Here is an 18,391-nt window from a genome sequence, read left to right on the forward strand (position 1 = left end):
GTCACTCTCCCCGATCGTCTTGAAGATGCCAGCAGCCGATCACCGTCCACGGCGGCGGCCCCGGTCGCTCGACCACGCGGCGGAGCATCGCATCGGCGTGGACGATCCCGCCCGGAACGATCACCGCCAAATGCCATTGCGCACATCCGGTGTCGAAAAGCGCGATTCCGCCGGGCATCGGGGTCGTGCCCTGTTCGAGCCCCGCCGCGTCGAACCGCGCGACGATCTCGGTGACGCATCCCCCGCGCAGCGCATAATCGCCGGGGATCGCCCCCGCATATCCCGCACCCCGCAACGCGACCGCGACGACGCCCACGCAGTCCAGCCCGAATGCCGGGTCGCGCCCCTGCAGCCGGAACCGCGCGCCGATCACACCCCGCGCCGCCGCAACTACGGCGCGATCCCTGGGCGTCATGCGCCGGGATAACGCGTCAGAAGATCGATCCCGGGCAGATACGGCTCGCCGCGAAAGTTCGCCGCATTGCCGAACCGCGCGGCGCAGGTCGCCAGGCTCTTGTCACACCCCTCGATCAGCTCGACCAGATCACCCGCCTCGACCGGCAACGCCGGATCGCTCCGCAACGTGACGTGCGCACCATCGGACGCGGCGATCGCGGCTTGCAAGCCGCTGTTCGCCCCGCCGATCCAGCGCAGCAGGCCGCCGCCATACGCATCCCCGCTCGGTTCGACCGCGTCGAGCGTCACGGTCTGCCCGTCGACCCCGATCACGCGCTGCATCCGCCGTCGTCCGGCAAGCGGCACGCGGCAGCGCACATCGCCAAGCTCGGCACGACATTCGGGCGACGTCAGCTCCACGACCGGTCGCTCCAGCGCGGCACTCGCCCCACGCAGTTCGGCGGTGAAACCCTGTTGCTGCGTTTCCACCGCACCGATCGTCCCGATCCCGAGCGGCACGCGGCCCGCATCCGCCCCGCTCCAGTCGACCGCGAACAGCGTCACCCGCGCCCCGTCCCACCGCCCCGCGAGCAGATCCGCCTCGGTGATCGCCGCGCTCGTCAGCGCGCCCGTAATGTCCATCGTGTCCGCATCCAGCCCGTCGCTGCGCCGGATCGCCGAGGGCGTCATCCCCGGCGCAGCGCGGTGGACCAGACCGTCGATCAGCAAGTCGCGATCGTGATCGGTCAGCCCCAGCGCGATCCCGTCGCAGCGTTCGATCCGCCAGCACAAGGCGACCGTCGTGAGCGTCCCCTCGAGGAAACTCACGCCGCATCCTCGCGCACTTCGATCAGCGGGACGCTTGTCGCCGTGCCCGCCAGAAAGGTCGCGCGCGTCACGCTCAGCCGGTCTTCGGCGAAGCGTACGGCCACGTCGAACTGGAACCCCGCGCTGACCGCGACCCCCGCTGCGGGCGCGGCGTCGAGGTCGATCCAGCCCCCCGCGACGACGCTGAAAGCGGTCGTCTCGCCCGTCCCCACCGCGACGCGCACGCTCCCCGCGACCGGGCGCGTGATCCGCCGCAGCGTGGCCCCATACGCCTTGGTCAGCGCGAACCGCACCGTGATCCCGTCGCCCGTCCCAATCCGCTGGTCGAACGGCGTCGGCACGCCCCCATTCGAACTGGAGTCGAACGGATCGCGCAACCGGAACCCGCGCGCCGGCCCCATCCGCGCGCGGAAGAAGCCGAGCAACGCCGCGATATCCGCTTCGGATCGCACCCCCGGCCCGACATCGTAACGCGTCCGCGCCTCCGCCCAGCTCGCGTTGCGCGCCTCGTGCCCGCCGCCGCTCGTCACGATCGCGGTCGAGAATTCGGGGCTGACCTCCGCCTCCTTGCCCAGCGCGATCGGAAACAGCACGTCGTCGAACGCGTCCATATCGTCCTCCCCCTGATCGAAATGCACGAACCCGTCGCGCACCACCTGCGGCAGCGCCCAGACGAACGTCGCCGCCACACCGCGCCCACGCGCAGCCTCGGCGGCGGCTTCGATGTCGCGCCAATCCGCGGTCTGGTCGGGCCGCAGCACAAAGCCCGAGAGATAGTGCGTCTGCGCGACGGCATAGCCCAGCCGCGCCTGCATCGCCGCCACCCCCCGCGCGGTCGCCGCGACATCACCCGCGACGACGAAATCATAATCCTCGAGTTGCAGCACATCGAACGCAGGGCTTGCCCAGCCGAGCGGCACGTTGGCGCGCTTCGCCTCGGGCGTCGTGCCGGCGAGCACGGTCGGCAGATACACCAGCAAATGCGTCTGCGTCCCCGGTGCAACCCCGCGCACCGCCCCCACCAGCGCCGCGGTCGACGCCGCCAGCACCACCCCCGCCGCATCGAGCAACGCGCGCTCCGCCGCACTCGTCACGCTCGCCAGATCCGCGATCTGCACTGGATTGCCGCCGAACGCCGCGCGCGCCGCCGCGTCGTACAGGCACGGGCGGCCATCGGGCAGCACCCACCACCACGGCTCGCCGACCTGGAACTTGGGCGCCAGTCCCGCCGCCAGCGCAATCCCGATAAACGCCCCCGCCACGCTCCGCAGATACGCCATCGCCCCGCCATGCGCAGGCGACAGCAGCGTCGAGGGCGGCGACCAGCCGGTCAGCGCGGGCGATCCGTCCCACGCGCGTTGCTTCCAGTCGCCCCAGCAATAGGCATCGAACAGTTCGTAACTGAGCGACCAGATCACGTCATAGCCAAGCGCCTTCGCCTTCACCGCGAAATCCCGGTGCCACGCCGCCGCGGCTATGTTGAGCACGCTCCCCGCCAGACTGACGTAATAGCCCCCCGAATTGGCCTCGAGCCGCATGTAATGGCTCATCCCGACATAATGCGTAATTTGCCCGCGATAGCCGAGCAGCAAAGCATTGCGGAGCAACCGCGCGGGCGTCAGATGATAGCTGTCATCATAACCGCTCGCGATCGACAGGCCGTGTTCGGGAACGACGACATCGCCGATCGCAAGCACCGCACCCGATCCCTCGCAGGCGATCGCGCTCAGTTCGACCCAAGCCTCGACCGGCACCGCCAGCGGTACGGCGGACCCCGCGCCATAGCCAGGCGGCACCAGCGATACGAACATCCGGTCGACATCCCCCGCCCACACCGGATCCGCCTCCCCCGGCAACACGAACCCGCCGTCGAGATCGCCGAAATCGAGCGTGATCGTCGCATCGGCGGGCGTGCCCACCGCATAATTCCACAACCGCACATACCAGGCGCGCGCCGCCCCACTCGCGTCGCGCCCCTCGATCGTCAGCACCGGGCCGTTGACCGCATCCAGCGCCACCACCCCCGCCGCCCGCCACCGGAAGCCGAGCCGGCAGCTTCGAAAATCGCGCGCCGTTTCGTACCGCAGCAACGGGTGATCGTGCGTATCCTCCGCTTCCCAGATCAAACCCGCGAGATCGCCGCGCGTGTAGAACACCGCATCGACGCGCAGGCCATCGGGCGCGGTCGTCGTCACCGCCGCCATCATCGGGCGCGGGAAATTGACCGTCCAGAACCGCGGATCGAACCGCGAGATCACGCCTGCCTCCTGCACCGTCCGTTCGGTCGCGAGCCAATAGGCCATCGTGCTTTCTCCCCTTACGGCGTGTTGCGCAACCCGGGCGGCCCAGGCAGGAGCGGCCGGCGACGTCCCCCCTACCGGCGTCACCCTGAACTCGTTTCAGGGTCCACCCCACCACGAGTCCCGCCCGTGCCCGTTGGGCGGTGGATGCTGAAACAAGTTCAGCATGACGGCAGGAGGCAGGCGGCGGCGGCAGGCGACGCCCCCCCCTCACTCCCCGCCCAGCGCCGCCTTCACCGCACGCGCCACTTGCCGACTCGACGCCGCCAGCGCTTGCGGGGCGTCGCTCCCGCCCTGCACCGTGATCGACACCCGCACGTCGCGCGCGCCGCCGCCGCCGCCACCGGCAGCGACTATGCTCCCGCTCGCGGTCGGCACGAACAGTTCCGGCCCGCGCTCGCCGACCCAATAGGGCCGCATCGGCGAGACCGGCCCGCCCGTCGCACGCCCCGGTGCGCCACCGAGCGCGCTCGTCAGCGCCCCGACCAACCCGCTCGTACCACTCGCCGTCGTCTTCCCGCCGAACAGCGCGTTCAACCCGCCCCGCAACGCCGCCGACGCGATGTCGTCGAGCGCCGCCAGCGCGCTCTTGCGCAGCTCCTCGAACCCGAATGATCCCGTCCGCACCGCCTTGGTCAGCGCGCCCTCGATCGTCCGCGCCGCGCGGTCGATGCCCGTCGCGAGCGGCCCTTCCAGCGACGCCCGCATCGCATCGACATCGCGCGTAAACCCCGCGGTATCCGCGCGCACGCCGACCAGCAGCGTATCGATTTGCTCACTCATCCGGAAAAACCTCCTGCATCCGAGCGATCGTCGCGGCATCGGGGGGCGCGACCGAATCGCCCCCGCCCGCCAGCACCGCGACCACCGCGCCCAGTTCGGCGGGAGTCGCGCGCCAGAACACCTCCGGCCCCCACCCCAGCACCGCCCCCGCCAGCCCGGCGAGCCGCACGCTGGCGTCCGCAAACCGCTCCATCACCGCCCCGCCAGGATCTGCCCGAGCAGCACGCGGAGCACCGGCGTCGCCGCTGCCAACCCCGCCCGCACCACGCTGTCCCCCAGCGCCTCACGCGTCATCGCCTCGGGCGGATCGACGCGGCAATGCCAGAACAAGGCGACCATCTCGCCCAGCGCGAGCGACCCCGCCGCCGCGCGCTCGACCAGGGCAAACAACGGCCCAAGCTCGCGCTCCGCCGCGCACAGCGCCGTAAAGCTCGGCCGCAGCACCAGCCGCTCCCCCGCGACGCGGAGTTCCGCCTCGCCGCGCTCCGGGTTGGCGCTCATGCCGCCACCACCACGCCCGAACTTTCCAGGCTCAGCGTGTAACTCCGCTCGGCATTGTAATCCCCGGCATAGTCGAGCCGCGCGACGAGGAACCTGCCGGTCAGCGTATCCCCGCCCTCAAAGCTCAGCCGGTAATCGTCGAGCACCCCCGACAGCGCGCTCGCCTTGATCCGCAGTTCCGCCGCCGACCCGACGAACACCCCCGCCGCCGACACGGAGACGCTGCGCACGCCCGCGCCCGACAGCAAGTCGCGCCACCCGCCCGAATCCTTCGTTGTCACCGCGACCATCGCGCCGTTGACGCTCAACTGCGTCGTCCGCAGCCCCGCGACCGTCTGATAGACGACCGGCGTCGCCCCGTTCCCGACCTTCAGCAAGAAGGCACTGCCCCGTTCCACGCTCATAAAGCCTCCATCATGCGAATCCGGTAATCCACGCTCGCGCTCCACTGGCCGGGGCTCGTCGCCCAGCTCCGACCGCGCACCAGCAGCACGCTCGCGATTCGCCAACCGGTCAGGTCACGCGGCAAAGCCTCGATCGCCGCGCCGACGCTCGCGGTCAGCGCACCCAGCCGCACCGCCGTCTCGCCCGCGTCGCGCAGCGTCACCAGCACGCGCAGTTCGCGCCCGGCGCGATCCTTTGCACCCCAGTCGACCGCGATCGTCTCGCCCAGCTCGGCAAAGGGCGGCGTCGCGCGCACCGGAGGACCGGCATAGACGCCGTTTAGCCCCGCAACCGCGCGCAGCCGCGCCAGTACCGCCGCCTGCAGCACGTTCTCCGCGCTCATCGCAGCAGACTCACGATCCAGCGCAGCCGCGGGTCATCGGGCGCGATCCGCCCGGTCAGCACAACGTCGTCGCCGACCACATCGACCGCCACCCCGGGCAGCGTTTCGCGCAAGGTGGCGGCGACCTGCCCCCGCACCCGCTCCGCTGCCGCCTCGCCGATCAGGCGCGCGCGTTCCTCCAGCGCGTCCATCATGGATGCTCTCCCGCCAGCAACGCGATCCGCCGGAACGGTCGCCACAATGCGGTCACCGCGAGTGGCGGCGGGGTCGCGTGCTCGCGCGCGTCGAACAGATGCGCGGCAAGCAACACCACCCCCTGCCGGATCGGCCCCGGCACCCCGGTCCAGTCGCTCGCCATCCCGGCGTCGAACACGACGATGCGCGTGCCGCTCGCGCCATCGGTCCCGCGGACCCAGCCCTCGCCGTGCGGATCGATGTCGATCGCATAGGCCGTCGCCGCGAGCGCGACCGTCTCCACCCGCGTGATCGCGCGAACCGGTGCCGCGCCGATCCGCTGCCACCTGCCCGTCACCACAAGGCTCTCGCGCATCGTCCGCGCGATCGTCACTTGGCCGAGGAAGCGTTCGGCCAGCCCCAATGCCGTCTCGACGAACGCGGCGATCAGATCGTCCTCGTCCGCACTCGCCACGCGGATCACCGCCTTGACCGCCGCCACCGCGAGCGCACGATCCCCCGTACCGAGCGTCACCACGCCCGGTCCATTACCCTCGATCATGTCGATCCCTCCGCCAGACAATCGCGGCGGCCGGCGCGCGATTCATTCCCTACTCTGCTCCGGCCGCCGCTTGCGCTCAGGACACCGCGAACTTCATCAGCTTGATCGCCTCGCTGTTCGACACACACCCGCCGATCCGCTTGGTCGCGTAGAAATTGACGAACGGCTTGTTGGTGTAGGGATCGCGCAGGATCACGGTCTCGCGCCGTTCCGCGATCAGATACCCCGCCTTGAAGTTGCCGAACGCGATCGACAGGCTGTTCGCGGCGATGTCGGGCATGTCCTCGCTCTCGATCACCGGATAGCCGAGCAGCGTCCCCGGCGTCGCGCCGCTCAGGCTCGGGCTCCACAGGAACTGCCCGTCGCTCGTCTTGAACTTGCGGATCCGCGCGAGCGTGGTCGCGTTCATCAGGAACACCGCGCCTTGCCGATACGGCGCGCGGAGTGCCTGGACGAGATCGATCAGCCGGTCCTGCGGCGTCGTCGGAAAGTCGCCCGCCGCCCCGCTCGCCAGATATTGCAGCGTCCCGAACGCGCGCGTCGCATCCGTGGTCGCCGCGATGGTCGCCTGCAGGAACCCCTTGGGGCGGCTCACCCCGCTCCCGGTGATGAACGCGCTCCCCTCCGCCTTGGCGAATTCGAGCGCGATCTCGTTGGCAAGCCACGCCTCGACATCGAACGCGGCATCGTCGAGCATCGCCTGGCTCGCGCTCGGGTTGGCGTAAAGCTCGCCCATCGGCGGTGCGATCTCGGTGAACACCGGGGTCGCGGTGCCCGGCCGCGCATCGGTCTCCGCCGCCCAGCCCGACGGCGTGCCCCCGGTCGTCACCAGCTTGCGATAGCCCGCGCTCCCGACCCGCACGACGTTGCAGATCGCACGCATCGGCGAGATCGCCTTGAGCGTCGCGTCGATCACGCTGTCGATCTCCTGGGGGATCGCATGGCCGCCCGCGTCGCCGGTCACCCCGGTGAACGCCTTCATCTCGACGCTCGCCCCGCTGCGCAGGAACCCCTCGAACCCGCCGCCCGCCGAAGCGCCGCCACCGCCGCCACCGCCGCCCGCCAGCATCGGCCGGACCACCGGCCCGCCCAAAGCCTGCGTCTCGAAACTCGCTTCCAGTGCATCCATCGTGTGATCGGTCATGTCATTCTCCCACGCCAAGACACCCGGACGACACCGCCGCCGGGCAAAGAAACCTGTGATTTTCGGAAAATTCCCGTGTTCCTGCGAAGGCAGGAACCCAGAGCCAAGCACGCTAACCGCTGAAGGTGTGTGCGACTCCCGGCCGCCCGCCATCGCGAGAGGTCTGCAAAACCGCCCGTCATCCTGAACTCGTTTCAGGATCCAGCCCTCAGCGAGTCCGGACCGTCCTTGTCGCCCGGTGGATGCTGAAACGAGTTCAGCATGACGGCAGCTTGCAGTTCTCGCGCTTCCGGGCCCCTCGCCTTCGCGAGAGTTCTCCAAAACCGTCCGTCATCCTGAACTTGTTTCAGGATCCAGCCCCCGGCGAGTCCGGACTGTGCCTGTTGCACAGTGGATGCTGAAACGAGTTCAGCATGACGGCAGCTCTTGGGGCGAGCGGTGACGGCACGAGGGTGAAACCTCAGCCCTCGATCGCGTGCACCCGTGCGAGCGGCTGCATCGGCTGCGCCACCAGGCTCACCTCGACCAGATCGAGCGCGGTCAACTCGCGCACCGCCGAGGCAGTGCGAACGCCAGCCCGCACCCGATACCCGATCGAAAGCCCCGAAACGCCCCCGCCGCGCACCATCCCGGCCAGCGCCGGATCGTCGATCCGCCCGATCACGCGCAGCCCGCGCGCATCGGGCTCGACCCGCTCGACCACCCCGACCGGCGCGCCCCGGTGATGCCACAGCAACGGGACAGAACCGGAAACATCGAACGCCCCCGCCCGGATCACGTCGCCGCCCCGATCGACCCGGTCGAACACCGCGGCATAGCCCGCAAAGCGAAGGCTCATTTGACCCAGTCCCAGAACCCCGTCTTCACCGCGATCCCGGTCAGCAGCAGCGCCCCCGCGATCCGCACGACCCACCCCAAAGCGGCCTTCCACACCCGCTTCTTCGCGTCCCGCCACGCCCCCAGCAATTCGCGCAGCTCGGCCATGTCCTTGGGCGCCGCGCCATCGTCGAGCCCCAGCCGTGCGAGCGCGCGCGTCGCCGCGACCTCGCCTGCTTCCTCCGCGATCGCGCGCAGCGTCGTCAGGTCCGCGCCCTCGCTCGATCCTTGCGCGATCAACTGCGCCAGCAATGCACCACTCATTACGCATCTCCCACACCAACCGACGCGATGCCGAGCATCGCGCGTTTTTCTTGCCCACTCAGGAAATCCGCCGCGCCGACCTGCGCCCACAGCCGCTCGCGATCCTCCGCCAGCGCGGTGATCCGATCGAGATCGACCGACAGCGTCGCCCCCTCGAACCACCCGGAAAGCGCCTGCGCCAGTGCGGTCAGGATCGACCCCGCCAGCGGCAGGATCGCGAGCCGCCACAAGGCGCGGTTCGCCTCGCGGTAATTGGCGTAGGTCGCGTCCCCGGGCAGCCCGAGCAGCATCGGCGGCACGCCGAAGGCGGTCGCAATCTCGCGCGCGGCGGTCGCCTTCATCTCCGCGAAGTCCATGTCGGCAGGCGTCAGGCTGAGCGGCTGCCACTTGAGCCCGCCCTCGAGCAGCATCGGCCGCCCCGCGTTGCGCGCGCCCGCAAAGCCAGCGTCCATCTCGGCGCGCAACCGCTCGAACTGTTCGCGCGACAGGCTCGACCCGTCGCCCGGATCGTATACCAGCGCGCCCGAGGGCCGCGCGGCATTGTCGAGCAAGGCGGTGTTCCACGCGGACGCCGCATTGTGCAGCGCCATCGCGCCTGCCGCCGACGCAAGGCTCCCTAGCCCGTAATGATCGTCGAGCGGATGGAACGCCTTGATATGCACGACTTGCGGCCGCCCCGCCGGATCCTCCGCGATCAGCCGCACGGTCCGCTCGCCCACACCATAACGATAGGCGACCGGCCACCCCGCCGCATCGGGCTCGACCGTCACGCGCTCGGGCCGCAGTGCGAACAGCTCGGCCACGTCGCCGCGCGCGTCGGTCAGCAATTGCACATAGGCATTGCCATGCAACAGCAGTTGCGCCGCGACGCTCGCACACAATGCCTGCCCGCCCGATCGCGCCTGGACCAGCGCGACGATCGCGGGCGGCCCCAGCAACGGCGCATCCCCGATCCCGTCCGCGATCAGCCGCACCGCGCGCTGCGCGATCGCATTGCCGAGATACAGCGACCGCACCTGCGCCTCATAGGACAGCGGTGCGGTCCCTGCGAAACCGCTCGCGAACCGCGATCGCACGCCCCCGAGCGCCGGACGCGATTCCTCGCGCCCGGCAGCTTTCCAGCCGAACCATTTCATGATGTTCTCCTGTGGAGCTGCGGGCGTTGACGCCGCACGCCATGATTGACGCACGGTATTTGACGCCGCCGATGCCTGTTCAATCCGTCATTCGGTACGCGCCCTGGCGAGACCAGGCTCCACATCCCCACCCGTTCGGGCTGAGCGAAGTCGAAGCCCCACGCGCAGCGCTAGCCCTTCGACTACGCTCAGGGCGAACGGAGGATGAAATGTGAACGCAGCCGGCGCGGGGGCATCCCCCATCCGTTCGGGCTGAGCGAAGTCGAAGCCCCACGCGCAGCGCTAGCCCTTCGACTGCGCTCAGGGCGACCGGAGGATGAAATGCGAACGCAGCCGGCGCGGGCGCAATCCCGCCCCCTCACCCCCGCGTCGCGAACCAGATGACGTGCCGCGGCCCCTTGCCGTTCTGCCGCGCCTTGACCGCGACCTCGTCGACCAGGAACCCCGCCGCCTTCAACCGCGTGACGAAGCGCGCATCGGGCGCCGCCGACCAGATCGCGAGCACACCCCCCGGCCGCAACGCCATCCGCGCCGCCGACAGCCCGCGCGGCGCATACAGCCGGTTGTTCTCCGCACGGACCAGCCCGTCGGGGCCGTTATCCACATCGAGCAGGATCGCATCATAGCCACCCTCGGGGGCCAGAATCGCCTCCGCGACATCCCCCTCGAACACCCGCACCCGAGGATCGTCGAGACAGCCGTCCGCCACCGCCGCCATCGGCCCGCGCGCCCAGGCGAGGATCTGCGGCACCAGTTCCGCCACCACCACTTCCGCGCGTGCGCCCACGACACCCAGCACCGCGCGAAGCGTGAACCCCATGCCATAGCCGCCGATCAGCACCCGCGGCGCGGCAACCTTCGCGACCCGCGCGCACGCCATCGTGCCCAGCGCCTCTTCGGAGCCGTTCATCCGCGTGCTCATCAATTCGTTGCGATCGACCACGATCATGAAATCGGCACCGCGCCGGTACAGCGTCATCTCGTCCCCGCCGGGGATCTGCGCCGTGTCGATCAATTCGCGCGGTACCATGGGGACGCCCTATCCTGCCGTCATCCGCACACCGGGACGGCTGCGCGAGGCCTGCGTCCCTACCGAGCGGCGCAGCGAAAAGCCACGCCGCTTGGCAGCCGCGATCAGCGCGAAGCGAGCATCGGTGCGCGCGCCAGCATGTGCCGCGCGACCTGATGCGACCAGATCGCATCCCCGGTCCGCGTCTCGAGCATCACATTGTCGAGCGTCAGCGCGCGGCGATAGACCGCCGCCGCATCCCCGCTGCGCCCGGCGCGGACATAGGCGTTGGCCAGTTCGATCTGCGCGCCGCCATCGCGCGGGGCGACCTGCGCGCTCGCCTCGACCGAACGCACCGCGTCGGTCGGTCGGGGTGCCGCGACCGCAAGGCTCGAGAAACCCGCCACCGCAACCAAACCCATCGCCAAGGTCCTGATCATCGCTCCGTCTCCCGTTTTCGGTCTGTTGCAGTTTGATGACACATATACGTCACTTTTGTGAAACGGTTTTTGCATCCAAACGCTCCACAAACGAACGTGCTCGAAACGATGGATGATTTGACGAAACCACACGATGTGGCAGTATCGGTCCAGTCGAGATCAAGACTCGGACGACAAAGGAGAAAATCATGCTCCCGATCCTGCTTGCCGCTGCTGCCGCCGCGACCACGCCAACCGTCGTTCCGAGCCGCGGAATCGACGCGCCCTACCCCAATGTCGCCCAAGGGATCCTCTACATCCCGACTCCGACCAGCGTCTCGGCGGACATCACGCATCGCAATCGCCTGATCGCGCTGCGCACCGAAGCGCTCGCCCAGCGGGCGCGCGACGGTGGTACGCTGACCGCCGACCACAAGGCGCAGCTGCAGCAGAAGCTCGATCGGATCCAGCTGCGCTTCGCCGAGATGCGCCGTCGCGCGGATATCTTCTCGGTCGATGGCTGGGGCCGCGCGATGTACACCGCGTATACTCGCCCGAAGGTCGTCTTCCCGCCCAACACCGGGCGAACCGGCGTCGCGAACTGACCCTAGGCCTCAGGTCGGCCGGACGCGGGCGGTACGGCGTTTCGCGATCATCAGCTCGCCGAGCGCCCACACCAGAGCATCCGCCCGGTCGGGCGACCGCCCCGGCCCCTGATACCCGCCGCCGATGACCAGCCCGCACAGCTCGGTCTCGAGTTCGGGAAACGCCCCGACATGCGAGACCCGGCCGCGCTCGTACAGGATCGACACCGGCTCGGCGCGCGCGACCTTGCCCGTGCCGGCATGGACCAGCCGCAACGGCAGCCCCGCATCCGCCGCGAGCAGCACGCTCTCGACCATCTTGCCGCCCTGGTTCTTCTCGGCGATCACGCGGTCGGCACCATGCCGCGCCGCGCACGCTGCGACCGCCTGCGCCCATCCTTCCGGCGACAAGCCCGAAACGCTCGCATCCTCCAGCACATAGCCGCGCCCGTCGCGCCCCAGTGCGACCGCCACGATCCCGCACGCATCCCCCTGCCCCGAATCGGTCCCGGCGGGCGGATCGACCGCGACGATCGTCCGCGTAAGCGCAGGCGCCGCCGCCACGCGGCACGCATCGAATTGCGTCCGCCGCCACAACGCCCCTTCCGCTTCCTCGATCAGCTCGCCCGCAATCTCCTGCCGCGCGAGCCGCGTGCCGCCATAGGCTTCCTCCAGCGCCGCGAGGAACGTGTCGGGCAAATGCGGATTGTCCTGCGTCCGCCCGACCGTCTGGACCAGCCCGCCGAGCGCCATCACGCGGAACATCAGCGGAATCGGCCGGGGCGTCGTCGTCACCAGCACGCGCGGATTGTCCCCCAGCCGCATCCCCAGCATCAGATTGTCCCACGCCGCGTCGCCGTAGCGCCACTTCGCCAGCTCGTCGCACCACGCAGCGTGATGCTCCGGCCCGCGCAGCACCTCCGGGTTCGCCGCCGAGAAGATCGCCGCGCGCGCACCCGAAGCGAAGACGATCTCGCCCGCGGTCTGGCGGTAATCGACCGGCTCGTCCCCCCGCGCGACCGAGACCAGCCCGCTTTCGCCCTCGACCATCACGCGCCGCACGTCGTCGATCGTCGCGCCGACCAGAGCGATCCGCGCGCCGGGCATCGACCGTGCGATCTCGCTCACCCATTCCGCCCCCGCACGCGTCTTGCCGAACCCGCGCCCCGCCCGGATCAGCCACACGCGCCAGTCACCGGGCGGCGCGAGTTGCCCCGGATGCGCCCACAGGAACCACGCATCGTTGAGCGCCCGGCGCTGCGGCGCGCTCAGCCCGCGCAATAGTTCCGCGCGCTCCTCCGCCGACAAGGCAAGGATCCGTTCGACATAAGCGGCGGTCGAGGCTTCCGCGGTGCCCCCCGCCGGGCGTTTCGCCGGGCGTTTTGCCCGGCGGGGAGGAGCACCGCTCATGCCGCACCCCGGCGCTTCTCGATCGCGCTGAGCTTCTTGAGGATCGCCGCATCGGTGTCGGCCATGTCGGAGCGGCGACGCGGCGGACCTGCCGTGTCGGAAGGTTTCCCCGCGGCGTTGCGATGCGCGCTCAGCAGGCGCAGCGCCGTATCCATGTCGAGCGTCCCGGCATTGTGCGGCGTCTCGATCCCGGCGTCGCGCGACGCCCCGGACAGGACATGCCCGAGCACCAGCGTCTCGAGCAACTGATAGCCGCTGGCGAGCGCGATCTGCCAGTTGAGCGCGAATTCGGCGTCGCGTCGGCGCAACGCATAGACCGAAATCACATTGACCCCGATCGCCTCGGCCGATGCCTTGACGTTGCAGCTGCCCGCCAGGTTATCGAGAAACTCGGCCTTCATGCGTTGAGTCCAGCGGACCCATTTGCGGCCCGTGAAGGCGGTCGGGCGAGTCGCCGTCAGCGTCGCCGTCGCGGCTGCATTTCTTGGTCGAAGCCCCATCACCCTCTCCTCCCGGTTCGCGCCCATGCAAACGGGCCGGAAAGCGTCTCCGCCCCGGCCCGTTTCCGCCACCCCCGGTTTGACCCGCGGCGGCAGTGCGCAATTCTTCATCGTTCCTGTTATGTACCAAAGCAGCGTCGCGATGTCAAGCCGTTTGTACCAGATAGGTAATGCACCATTTGCCCTTGCGGGAATGCGGTTGATTCAGCGCAAGGTCGGCGGAGCGTTCCGACGCTCCGGGCGTTCGGCGGCTGGTATCTACAGGAGAGCGACGATGGCGAAGACATTGGCAGGGTTCACGGTCAGCCGTTCCGGCGAAGACTATGTGATCACGATCGAGGAAGAGGGTGGCGAGACGCAGGAATATAGCGCGACGTACGACCAGCTCGACCTGATCGCCGACACCGTCGGCGAGACGCTCGACGCGGACGAAGAAGACGCGCTCGCGGTCGACGGGGACGTCGAAGACAAGGACTGAGTCTGGGTGGCCGTCCGGGTTGGGCGGCACGCTGAACGAACGCCGCGCGACCTTGTCGCGCGGCGTTTTTTTGGGTGAGGGCTGGCGTGGTGAGGGGAGTTTCCGAGCGTTAGACTAGTCAAGGGATGAAGCGCCTACCGACGCTCTAGCAAGACGGTCGTGCCCCCTAACCAGCCAAGGATATTTCTTGCAGAACTCCAAAGCGATTTTGGTGCTGTGCGTTAAAGCTTCGCCTCGGGGTAACGACCTTTGATTTCTGCGTTGAAAAAGCGGCCGAGTGAGTCCGCTGTCATAAGACGCTCGTTCATGAACGCGGGGAAATTGAAATACTGATAAACCCCACCGTGCCGGAATTGAACCTCAAGCGTCTCGAGCTCGGGGTCATATCCGACCTCAGCCAAATTGCCGGACGTTACAGGCTCTCGCTCCATCAATTCCCTCCCTCGTTCTCGTTTGCCTCTGGCGGCTTCCACTTCGGATCCTGTGCACGCCACGCTGCAACAAGATCATCATAGTTTTCAGCGCTCCTAGCCTGCTTCCAGCTGTCCGCGACGAGTGGGTCCTCGCTGTCCGGGCGGCGGTTTTGAGGTGGCAGCGTGATGCGGCAGCGCACAGGTAGCCGCGCAGCTTCGCCGGTTATGATGGCTTCTCCTGTCCGCAGAACCGACAGGCTGTCGGCGATCCCGCTTAGGTTATCGGGCAAAGCGGCTTGTACCTTGCCGCGGTCAGTGGAGTTAGTGAGGCGCAACGCGATGAAGGTGCCACACTGTGATAGAATGGTGTCATCAATTTCCGATGGACGTTGGCTGACGATCATCGCACCAATGCCAAACTTGCGCCCCTCTTTCACAATCCGCTGGACCATCTCGCGCGCAGGGTTGTCGGATTCCCGGCCAAGATATCGGTGTGCTTCTTCCATAACGACAAGTTGAGGCCGCTTTCGTCCACCCTCGTCACGCTCGCGACCCCAAAAAAGCGCCTCATAAATAATTGACAGAATAGCGCCTATCAGATCTAAGAGAACGGTACTGGGGATACCCGACAGATCGAGAACGGTTATCGCCTTCTCGTGACCGATCCAGCTGTCAAGAAGGGTGGGAAGGTCATTCGCCACATGGCCCGTTAAATCGGGGTCCCAATCGCCGGGTTTGAGCAAGAACTCGAACTGACGATCGAGCATACGTGACCTCATGCGATCGAGCTGCTTACGGATGCCAAGCACACCGATATTATTCTGATAGGGTGCCGTATTCGTTGTCGTGTGCGGCTGGTAGGTCGGCGGGCGAAGCGTTGCTGCGTCCCCGGGGATTACGATCGCCGGCTGCGTCTTTGCCTGATCAAGCCAGGTTCTGACCTCTGGATCGATCAACCCGAGCCATAGGCTTCGTAAGCTGTACGGAATCGGGCTGTCGACGGTCATTGAATTCAGGTCGACGCCTGGCAAATTATCTGCCTGGGCAACCGCGCTTTTAGCCGCGAATATCTTGTCGAGAATTGCAGTCGTAGCACGATCGTCCATCTTCCCGCACAGGAAGTTTAGGATTTCGGTCGGGCGCAGAGCCCAGTAGGGAATTACGAGCTGCTTCTCACCGTCTGCAGGCGTGATCCGGAAAATCTCAGCATTGTCGCCAAGCGCGCGGGCATACTCACCGTGGATATCGAGCAAGAGGATCCGCGCGCTTGGAAAACCCGCTCCGTCCAGCGCTGAGATCGATCGCAACAAGCTGGCAACGGTCGTGGATTTTCCCGACCCGGTCGAGCCTAGCACTGCGCTATGACGTGTGACCAGCTTGTCGAGATCCAAGCGGACCGGGATACTCTCGGCGTTCGCAAGTCGCCCCACCACCACTTGTCCGGCAAATTCGGCGCCATAGATCTTGGCCAAATCGTCTTCGGTGACAAGATGCACCTCGTCGTTCACATTCGGATATTGACTGATACCTCGCTCGAACGACGCTTCGACGATCTCGCCGACGAGTTGAATAGTCAGCCATCTTTCGCCCCGGTCGAGCGTATCAATTAGCGTCGCAGGTGTCGCACTGGCCCCGACCTCGGAAATGATGGCGTAGAGGTCATGATAACCTTGAGGTATCCGCACGAAGCTGCCGACTTGACCGACCCTGTAGGTACGTCCTCCAATGATCGCGATGCCCGAGGCTACGCCCTCGAACTGCCGGACGCTGACGGTCGCACCCGCCACCGAGCCGACATGGCCAAGAAGGGTTGAAGCGTTCATCAGGCCACCGGCGCGGTGCTGGATATCGGCGATGGCATCCCAGCCGTTGTTGCGGCCGGTGGCAATGGTATGGAAAATGCTTGAACAGAGCGAGATGCCGCGAAGAACCGGGCAAAGGGTTCGATTGCTCCGAGTGTGAAGTTTCCGTCCGTGTCGAGATAGGTCGACCTTATCGGTCCCCAGTCCCTGTTCGGAAGTTCTGAAGGCGCCTTCCACGCGCCGCGAATGCCGTTAACCTTGGCTTGGTCACGCGCATAGACGCTGAAGTTTGGCAGGCGGCGCGCAAGATCACACGCGGCTCCCTCTTCCTCGAGCACCTTGTATTGGAACGCGAAGACGCTGGAGGACGGATTCGCTGCAAGTGCTTCATCCAAGCGGGCGGCAATATGTGCGTCAGCAAAGGAAAAGCCGATGGAGATCAACAACGTGTCGGGGGTGAGCAAGAACGTACGAAGGCGATCGAGTAACGCGGCATAAGGGGCCTTCTGCGTCTGATCGTATTTAAGATGTTCAGGGAAGACGAGGTGACTGACCGAACTTTGGCCCGTCCGAATAACTTCTCCTTTTGCGCTCGAACGCCAGCCGAGGGAACCATGAAGTTTCCAGAGCCGCGTCCATCGCGCGGGAAGATCGCTGCGCGACACCGATACGGGGTCAAAAAACGGTTCACGACCGCCCGTAAAACCGTCAAAATATGGAGCTCGAACCGACTCGAATGCTTCTTCGAACAGCAGATCGTAGTTCGTGGTGAAAATCTCTACCGGATAGTCACGCATCGTGCCCGTGATCCAGCTCACGAGATTGGCATAAGCTGATCCGGTCTCGGGCAGTCGGACGTCCACGATCTTGCCGATTTCAGAGCAGATCGCTTCGCCGAAGGTAGCAAAACCTGAGCCATCGAGGTCATGGACTTTTGCCGATCCGATTACTTTGCTCAGAGAGCGAATTCGAGAAAGGATTGTCTCGATGTCGTGCTGCGCAAGTTCAGTTTTCAGGCCGTCGATCTGTTGTTGATAGGTCGGTGCAAGCGTTGTGAGAACCTGATCAGTGAGGCCTGCGACTGCTGGGATAAGAGGATAAGTACCATCGGGCTTGGCCATGCCTGCAGAAGCTCCGGCACCAACCAACAGCCCGATCCGCTTGCGGCCCTGGGCAATGATGGTCCGTAGCGCCGCCATATATTGATCAGGATTGTGAACACTAACAGTCAACTTACGCTCCCCCAACGTTAGCTCCGCATCCTTGCTTGAGCCGACAGTGCATCATTCCACGCGCGACCTCCGCCGTCTATGTTGATCATCCGCAATAATCGGCTGGGCCGGCAGCTCTTCGTAAGACTGGATGTTCGTCGCCATGGTTACTAGCGACCGGCTCTAGTCGAGGGCCGCCACCCCGCCCCCGCACGCAAACAAAAGGCCGCGCATCCCCCGCGCGGCCTCCCATCCTCCACCACCACCGCTCAGCGGCAGCGCACCTGAGCATTATTCTGATCGACCGACTTGCCGACGACGCCGCCCGCGATCGCGCCGAGGATCGTGCCGACGCCGCGCGAATGGCCGCCGTCGATCACGTTGCCGAGCACGCCCCCGCCGACCGCGCCCGCGATCAGCCCGGTCGTCCCGTCGTTGCGCTTGCAATAATAGCGCCCGTCATTGCCCGCATAGACCCGGTCGTCCGGCGCGAGCACGCGCTCCTGATAGCGCGAGTCGTTACGGTAATATCGCGCCGGGTCGTAATTGCCCTCGTCGCGCTGGTCATACTCGGGGTCGGCATACCGCTGGTCGTCATAGTCGCCCGGGCGCTGCCCGCGGACGCCGCGTGTGCGCGCTTGCTGATACCGGTCATATTCGGCGCGAAAGTTGCGCCATTCGGTGTCGAAACGCTGTTGCGCCTGCTGGAAACGCGCTTCGTCCGCCTGGCTTTGCGCCATTGCGGGCGCCGCAACGGCAAGGCTCGAGCCGGCCAGCAGCATCGCGACACGAACGAAAGGATTCATCGGGGTCT

Annotated in this window: 24 protein-coding genes; 2 read left to right on the forward strand and 22 right to left on the reverse strand. The window is 67.0% G+C overall.

Annotated elements, in window-relative coordinates:
* Nucleotide 1: 1 nt before the first annotated feature.
* The 16 genes from AC3WJR_RS14395 to AC3WJR_RS14470 all read right to left on the reverse strand — a co-directional run bounded on the left by AC3WJR_RS14395 (nucleotide 2) and on the right by AC3WJR_RS14470 (nucleotide 11,200).
* On the reverse strand, nucleotides 2–415 hold the full coding sequence (locus AC3WJR_RS14395) for a peptidoglycan endopeptidase (protein ID WP_492725643.1): 414 nt from the start codon (nucleotides 413–415) through the stop codon (nucleotides 2–4).
* Nucleotides 412–1,224: a phage/gene transfer agent baseplate hub protein gene (locus tag AC3WJR_RS14400; protein WP_492725644.1), complete on the reverse strand. Its 813-nt coding sequence runs from the start codon at nucleotides 1,222–1,224 to the stop codon at nucleotides 412–414. Before AC3WJR_RS14400 ends, AC3WJR_RS14395 begins: the two co-directional genes overlap by 4 nt.
* On the reverse strand, nucleotides 1,221–3,527 hold the full coding sequence (locus AC3WJR_RS14405) for a DUF2460 domain-containing protein (RefSeq protein ID WP_492725645.1): 2,307 nt from the start codon (nucleotides 3,525–3,527) through the stop codon (nucleotides 1,221–1,223). The genes AC3WJR_RS14400 and AC3WJR_RS14405 overlap by 4 nt, the downstream gene beginning before the upstream one ends.
* Before the next feature lie 207 nt (nucleotides 3,528–3,734).
* Nucleotides 3,735–4,307 carry a tail tape measure protein gene (locus tag AC3WJR_RS14410; protein ID WP_492725646.1) on the reverse strand — a complete coding sequence of 191 codons (573 nt, stop codon included), beginning with the start codon at nucleotides 4,305–4,307 and terminating at the stop codon, nucleotides 3,735–3,737.
* Nucleotides 4,300–4,500: a phage tail assembly chaperone gene (locus AC3WJR_RS14415; protein ID WP_492725647.1), complete on the reverse strand. Its 201-nt coding sequence runs from the start codon at nucleotides 4,498–4,500 to the stop codon at nucleotides 4,300–4,302. The genes AC3WJR_RS14410 and AC3WJR_RS14415 overlap by 8 nt, the downstream gene beginning before the upstream one ends.
* Nucleotides 4,500–4,808 carry a gene transfer agent family protein gene (locus AC3WJR_RS14420; RefSeq protein WP_354278962.1) on the reverse strand — a complete coding sequence of 103 codons (309 nt, stop codon included), beginning with the start codon at nucleotides 4,806–4,808 and terminating at the stop codon, nucleotides 4,500–4,502. The genes AC3WJR_RS14415 and AC3WJR_RS14420 overlap by 1 nt, the downstream gene beginning before the upstream one ends.
* Nucleotides 4,805–5,212, reverse strand: a complete 408-nt coding sequence (locus AC3WJR_RS14425; protein WP_492725648.1) for a phage tail tube protein — start codon at nucleotides 5,210–5,212, stop codon at nucleotides 4,805–4,807. Before AC3WJR_RS14425 ends, AC3WJR_RS14420 begins: the two co-directional genes overlap by 4 nt.
* Entirely contained in the window at nucleotides 5,209–5,595 is a 387-nt protein-coding gene (gene gp17, locus AC3WJR_RS14430; RefSeq protein WP_492725649.1) for a tail completion protein gp17, read from the reverse strand. Before gp17 ends, AC3WJR_RS14425 begins: the two co-directional genes overlap by 4 nt.
* Nucleotides 5,592–5,789 (reverse strand): hypothetical protein, encoded by a 198-nt coding sequence (locus tag AC3WJR_RS14435; protein WP_492725650.1) that lies wholly within the window; start codon nucleotides 5,787–5,789, stop codon nucleotides 5,592–5,594. The genes gp17 and AC3WJR_RS14435 overlap by 4 nt, the downstream gene beginning before the upstream one ends.
* The gene (locus tag AC3WJR_RS14440) at nucleotides 5,786–6,331 is read right to left on the reverse strand and encodes a head-tail connector protein (RefSeq protein ID WP_492725651.1); all 546 of its coding nucleotides are present in this window, start codon (nucleotides 6,329–6,331) and stop codon (nucleotides 5,786–5,788) included. Before AC3WJR_RS14440 ends, AC3WJR_RS14435 begins: the two co-directional genes overlap by 4 nt.
* Before the next feature lie 76 nt (nucleotides 6,332–6,407).
* The gene (locus AC3WJR_RS14445; RefSeq protein WP_492725652.1) at nucleotides 6,408–7,475 is read right to left on the reverse strand and encodes a phage major capsid protein; all 1,068 of its coding nucleotides are present in this window, start codon (nucleotides 7,473–7,475) and stop codon (nucleotides 6,408–6,410) included.
* A 460-nt stretch (nucleotides 7,476–7,935) separates the two neighbouring features.
* Entirely contained in the window at nucleotides 7,936–8,313 is a 378-nt protein-coding gene (locus tag AC3WJR_RS14450; RefSeq protein ID WP_492725653.1) for an HK97 family phage prohead protease, read from the reverse strand.
* Nucleotides 8,310–8,615 (reverse strand): DUF6127 family protein, encoded by a 306-nt coding sequence (locus AC3WJR_RS14455; protein WP_354278955.1) that lies wholly within the window; start codon nucleotides 8,613–8,615, stop codon nucleotides 8,310–8,312. Before AC3WJR_RS14455 ends, AC3WJR_RS14450 begins: the two co-directional genes overlap by 4 nt.
* Nucleotides 8,615–9,751, reverse strand: a complete 1,137-nt coding sequence (locus tag AC3WJR_RS14460; RefSeq protein ID WP_492725654.1) for a phage portal protein — start codon at nucleotides 9,749–9,751, stop codon at nucleotides 8,615–8,617. Before AC3WJR_RS14460 ends, AC3WJR_RS14455 begins: the two co-directional genes overlap by 1 nt.
* A 358-nt stretch (nucleotides 9,752–10,109) precedes the next feature.
* Nucleotides 10,110–10,781 (reverse strand): spermidine synthase, encoded by a 672-nt coding sequence (locus AC3WJR_RS14465; protein ID WP_492725655.1) that lies wholly within the window; start codon nucleotides 10,779–10,781, stop codon nucleotides 10,110–10,112.
* 104 nt (nucleotides 10,782–10,885) lie between these two features.
* Nucleotides 10,886–11,200, reverse strand: a complete 315-nt coding sequence (locus tag AC3WJR_RS14470; RefSeq protein WP_492725656.1) for a hypothetical protein — start codon at nucleotides 11,198–11,200, stop codon at nucleotides 10,886–10,888.
* 188 nt (nucleotides 11,201–11,388) lie between these two features.
* Between AC3WJR_RS14470 and AC3WJR_RS14475 the strand changes: the two genes are divergently transcribed.
* On the forward strand, nucleotides 11,389–11,784 hold the full coding sequence (locus tag AC3WJR_RS14475; protein WP_492725657.1) for a hypothetical protein: 396 nt from the start codon (nucleotides 11,389–11,391) through the stop codon (nucleotides 11,782–11,784).
* Nucleotides 11,785–11,793: 9 nt separating this feature from the next.
* Here the strand turns inward: AC3WJR_RS14475 and AC3WJR_RS14480 are convergent, their stop codons facing one another.
* Both AC3WJR_RS14480 and AC3WJR_RS14485 read right to left on the reverse strand, forming a co-directional pair.
* Nucleotides 11,794–13,173, reverse strand: a complete 1,380-nt coding sequence (locus AC3WJR_RS14480; RefSeq protein WP_492725658.1) for a DNA-packaging protein — start codon at nucleotides 13,171–13,173, stop codon at nucleotides 11,794–11,796.
* Nucleotides 13,170–13,673 (reverse strand): hypothetical protein, encoded by a 504-nt coding sequence (locus AC3WJR_RS14485; protein ID WP_492725659.1) that lies wholly within the window; start codon nucleotides 13,671–13,673, stop codon nucleotides 13,170–13,172. Before AC3WJR_RS14485 ends, AC3WJR_RS14480 begins: the two co-directional genes overlap by 4 nt.
* Before the next feature lie 274 nt (nucleotides 13,674–13,947).
* Between AC3WJR_RS14485 and AC3WJR_RS14490 the strand changes: the two genes are divergently transcribed.
* Nucleotides 13,948–14,151: a hypothetical protein gene (locus AC3WJR_RS14490; protein ID WP_354278948.1), complete on the forward strand. Its 204-nt coding sequence runs from the start codon at nucleotides 13,948–13,950 to the stop codon at nucleotides 14,149–14,151.
* Between the two features lie 221 nt (nucleotides 14,152–14,372).
* On the opposite strand, the gene AC3WJR_RS14495 is transcribed toward AC3WJR_RS14490, so the two are convergent.
* The 4 genes from AC3WJR_RS14495 to AC3WJR_RS14510 form a co-directional block, all read right to left on the reverse strand.
* Nucleotides 14,373–14,582, reverse strand: coding sequence for a KTSC domain-containing protein (locus tag AC3WJR_RS14495; RefSeq protein WP_492725660.1), 210 nt, complete (start codon nucleotides 14,580–14,582; stop codon nucleotides 14,373–14,375).
* Entirely contained in the window at nucleotides 14,582–16,387 is a 1,806-nt protein-coding gene (locus tag AC3WJR_RS14500) for an ATP-binding protein (RefSeq protein ID WP_492725661.1), read from the reverse strand. Before AC3WJR_RS14500 ends, AC3WJR_RS14495 begins: the two co-directional genes overlap by 1 nt.
* The gene (locus tag AC3WJR_RS14505; protein ID WP_492725662.1) at nucleotides 16,387–17,598 is read right to left on the reverse strand and encodes an SIR2 family NAD-dependent protein deacylase; all 1,212 of its coding nucleotides are present in this window, start codon (nucleotides 17,596–17,598) and stop codon (nucleotides 16,387–16,389) included. Before AC3WJR_RS14505 ends, AC3WJR_RS14500 begins: the two co-directional genes overlap by 1 nt.
* A gap of 248 nt (nucleotides 17,599–17,846) precedes the next feature.
* Entirely contained in the window at nucleotides 17,847–18,359 is a 513-nt protein-coding gene (locus AC3WJR_RS14510; RefSeq protein ID WP_492726163.1) for a glycine zipper 2TM domain-containing protein, read from the reverse strand.
* Between the last annotated feature and the right edge of the window lie 32 nt (nucleotides 18,360–18,391).

The sequence above is a fragment of the Sphingomonas sp. FW306-05-A genome (genome assembly GCF_058782275.1).

Coding starts and splice junctions, on each gene's coding strand:
- AC3WJR_RS14395 (WP_492725643.1), bottom strand. CDS start 415: ATGACGCCCAGGGATCGCGCCGTAGTTGCGGCGGCGCGGGGTGTGATC.
- AC3WJR_RS14405 (WP_492725645.1), bottom strand. CDS start 3,527: ATGGCCTATTGGCTCGCGACCGAACGGACGGTGCAGGAGGCAGGCGTG.
- AC3WJR_RS14410 (WP_492725646.1), bottom strand. CDS start 4,307: ATGAGTGAGCAAATCGATACGCTGCTGGTCGGCGTGCGCGCGGATACC.
- AC3WJR_RS14415 (WP_492725647.1), bottom strand. CDS start 4,500: ATGGAGCGGTTTGCGGACGCCAGCGTGCGGCTCGCCGGGCTGGCGGGG.
- AC3WJR_RS14420 (WP_354278962.1), bottom strand. CDS start 4,808: ATGAGCGCCAACCCGGAGCGCGGCGAGGCGGAACTCCGCGTCGCGGGG.
- AC3WJR_RS14425 (WP_492725648.1), bottom strand. CDS start 5,212: ATGAGCGTGGAACGGGGCAGTGCCTTCTTGCTGAAGGTCGGGAACGGG.
- gp17 (WP_492725649.1), bottom strand. CDS start 5,595: ATGAGCGCGGAGAACGTGCTGCAGGCGGCGGTACTGGCGCGGCTGCGC.
- AC3WJR_RS14435 (WP_492725650.1), bottom strand. CDS start 5,789: ATGATGGACGCGCTGGAGGAACGCGCGCGCCTGATCGGCGAGGCGGCA.
- AC3WJR_RS14440 (WP_492725651.1), bottom strand. CDS start 6,331: ATGATCGAGGGTAATGGACCGGGCGTGGTGACGCTCGGTACGGGGGAT.
- AC3WJR_RS14445 (WP_492725652.1), bottom strand. CDS start 7,475: ATGACCGATCACACGATGGATGCACTGGAAGCGAGTTTCGAGACGCAG.
- AC3WJR_RS14450 (WP_492725653.1), bottom strand. CDS start 8,313: ATGAGCCTTCGCTTTGCGGGCTATGCCGCGGTGTTCGACCGGGTCGAT.
- AC3WJR_RS14455 (WP_354278955.1), bottom strand. CDS start 8,615: ATGAGTGGTGCATTGCTGGCGCAGTTGATCGCGCAAGGATCGAGCGAG.
- AC3WJR_RS14460 (WP_492725654.1), bottom strand. CDS start 9,751: ATGAAATGGTTCGGCTGGAAAGCTGCCGGGCGCGAGGAATCGCGTCCG.
- AC3WJR_RS14465 (WP_492725655.1), bottom strand. CDS start 10,781: ATGGTACCGCGCGAATTGATCGACACGGCGCAGATCCCCGGCGGGGAC.
- AC3WJR_RS14470 (WP_492725656.1), bottom strand. CDS start 11,200: ATGATCAGGACCTTGGCGATGGGTTTGGTTGCGGTGGCGGGTTTCTCG.
- AC3WJR_RS14475 (WP_492725657.1), top strand. CDS start 11,389: ATGCTCCCGATCCTGCTTGCCGCTGCTGCCGCCGCGACCACGCCAACC.
- AC3WJR_RS14480 (WP_492725658.1), bottom strand. CDS start 13,173: ATGAGCGGTGCTCCTCCCCGCCGGGCAAAACGCCCGGCGAAACGCCCG.
- AC3WJR_RS14485 (WP_492725659.1), bottom strand. CDS start 13,673: ATGGGGCTTCGACCAAGAAATGCAGCCGCGACGGCGACGCTGACGGCG.
- AC3WJR_RS14490 (WP_354278948.1), top strand. CDS start 13,948: ATGGCGAAGACATTGGCAGGGTTCACGGTCAGCCGTTCCGGCGAAGAC.
- AC3WJR_RS14495 (WP_492725660.1), bottom strand. CDS start 14,582: ATGGAGCGAGAGCCTGTAACGTCCGGCAATTTGGCTGAGGTCGGATAT.
- AC3WJR_RS14500 (WP_492725661.1), bottom strand. CDS start 16,387: ATGAACGCTTCAACCCTTCTTGGCCATGTCGGCTCGGTGGCGGGTGCG.
- AC3WJR_RS14510 (WP_492726163.1), bottom strand. CDS start 18,359: ATGCTGCTGGCCGGCTCGAGCCTTGCCGTTGCGGCGCCCGCAATGGCG.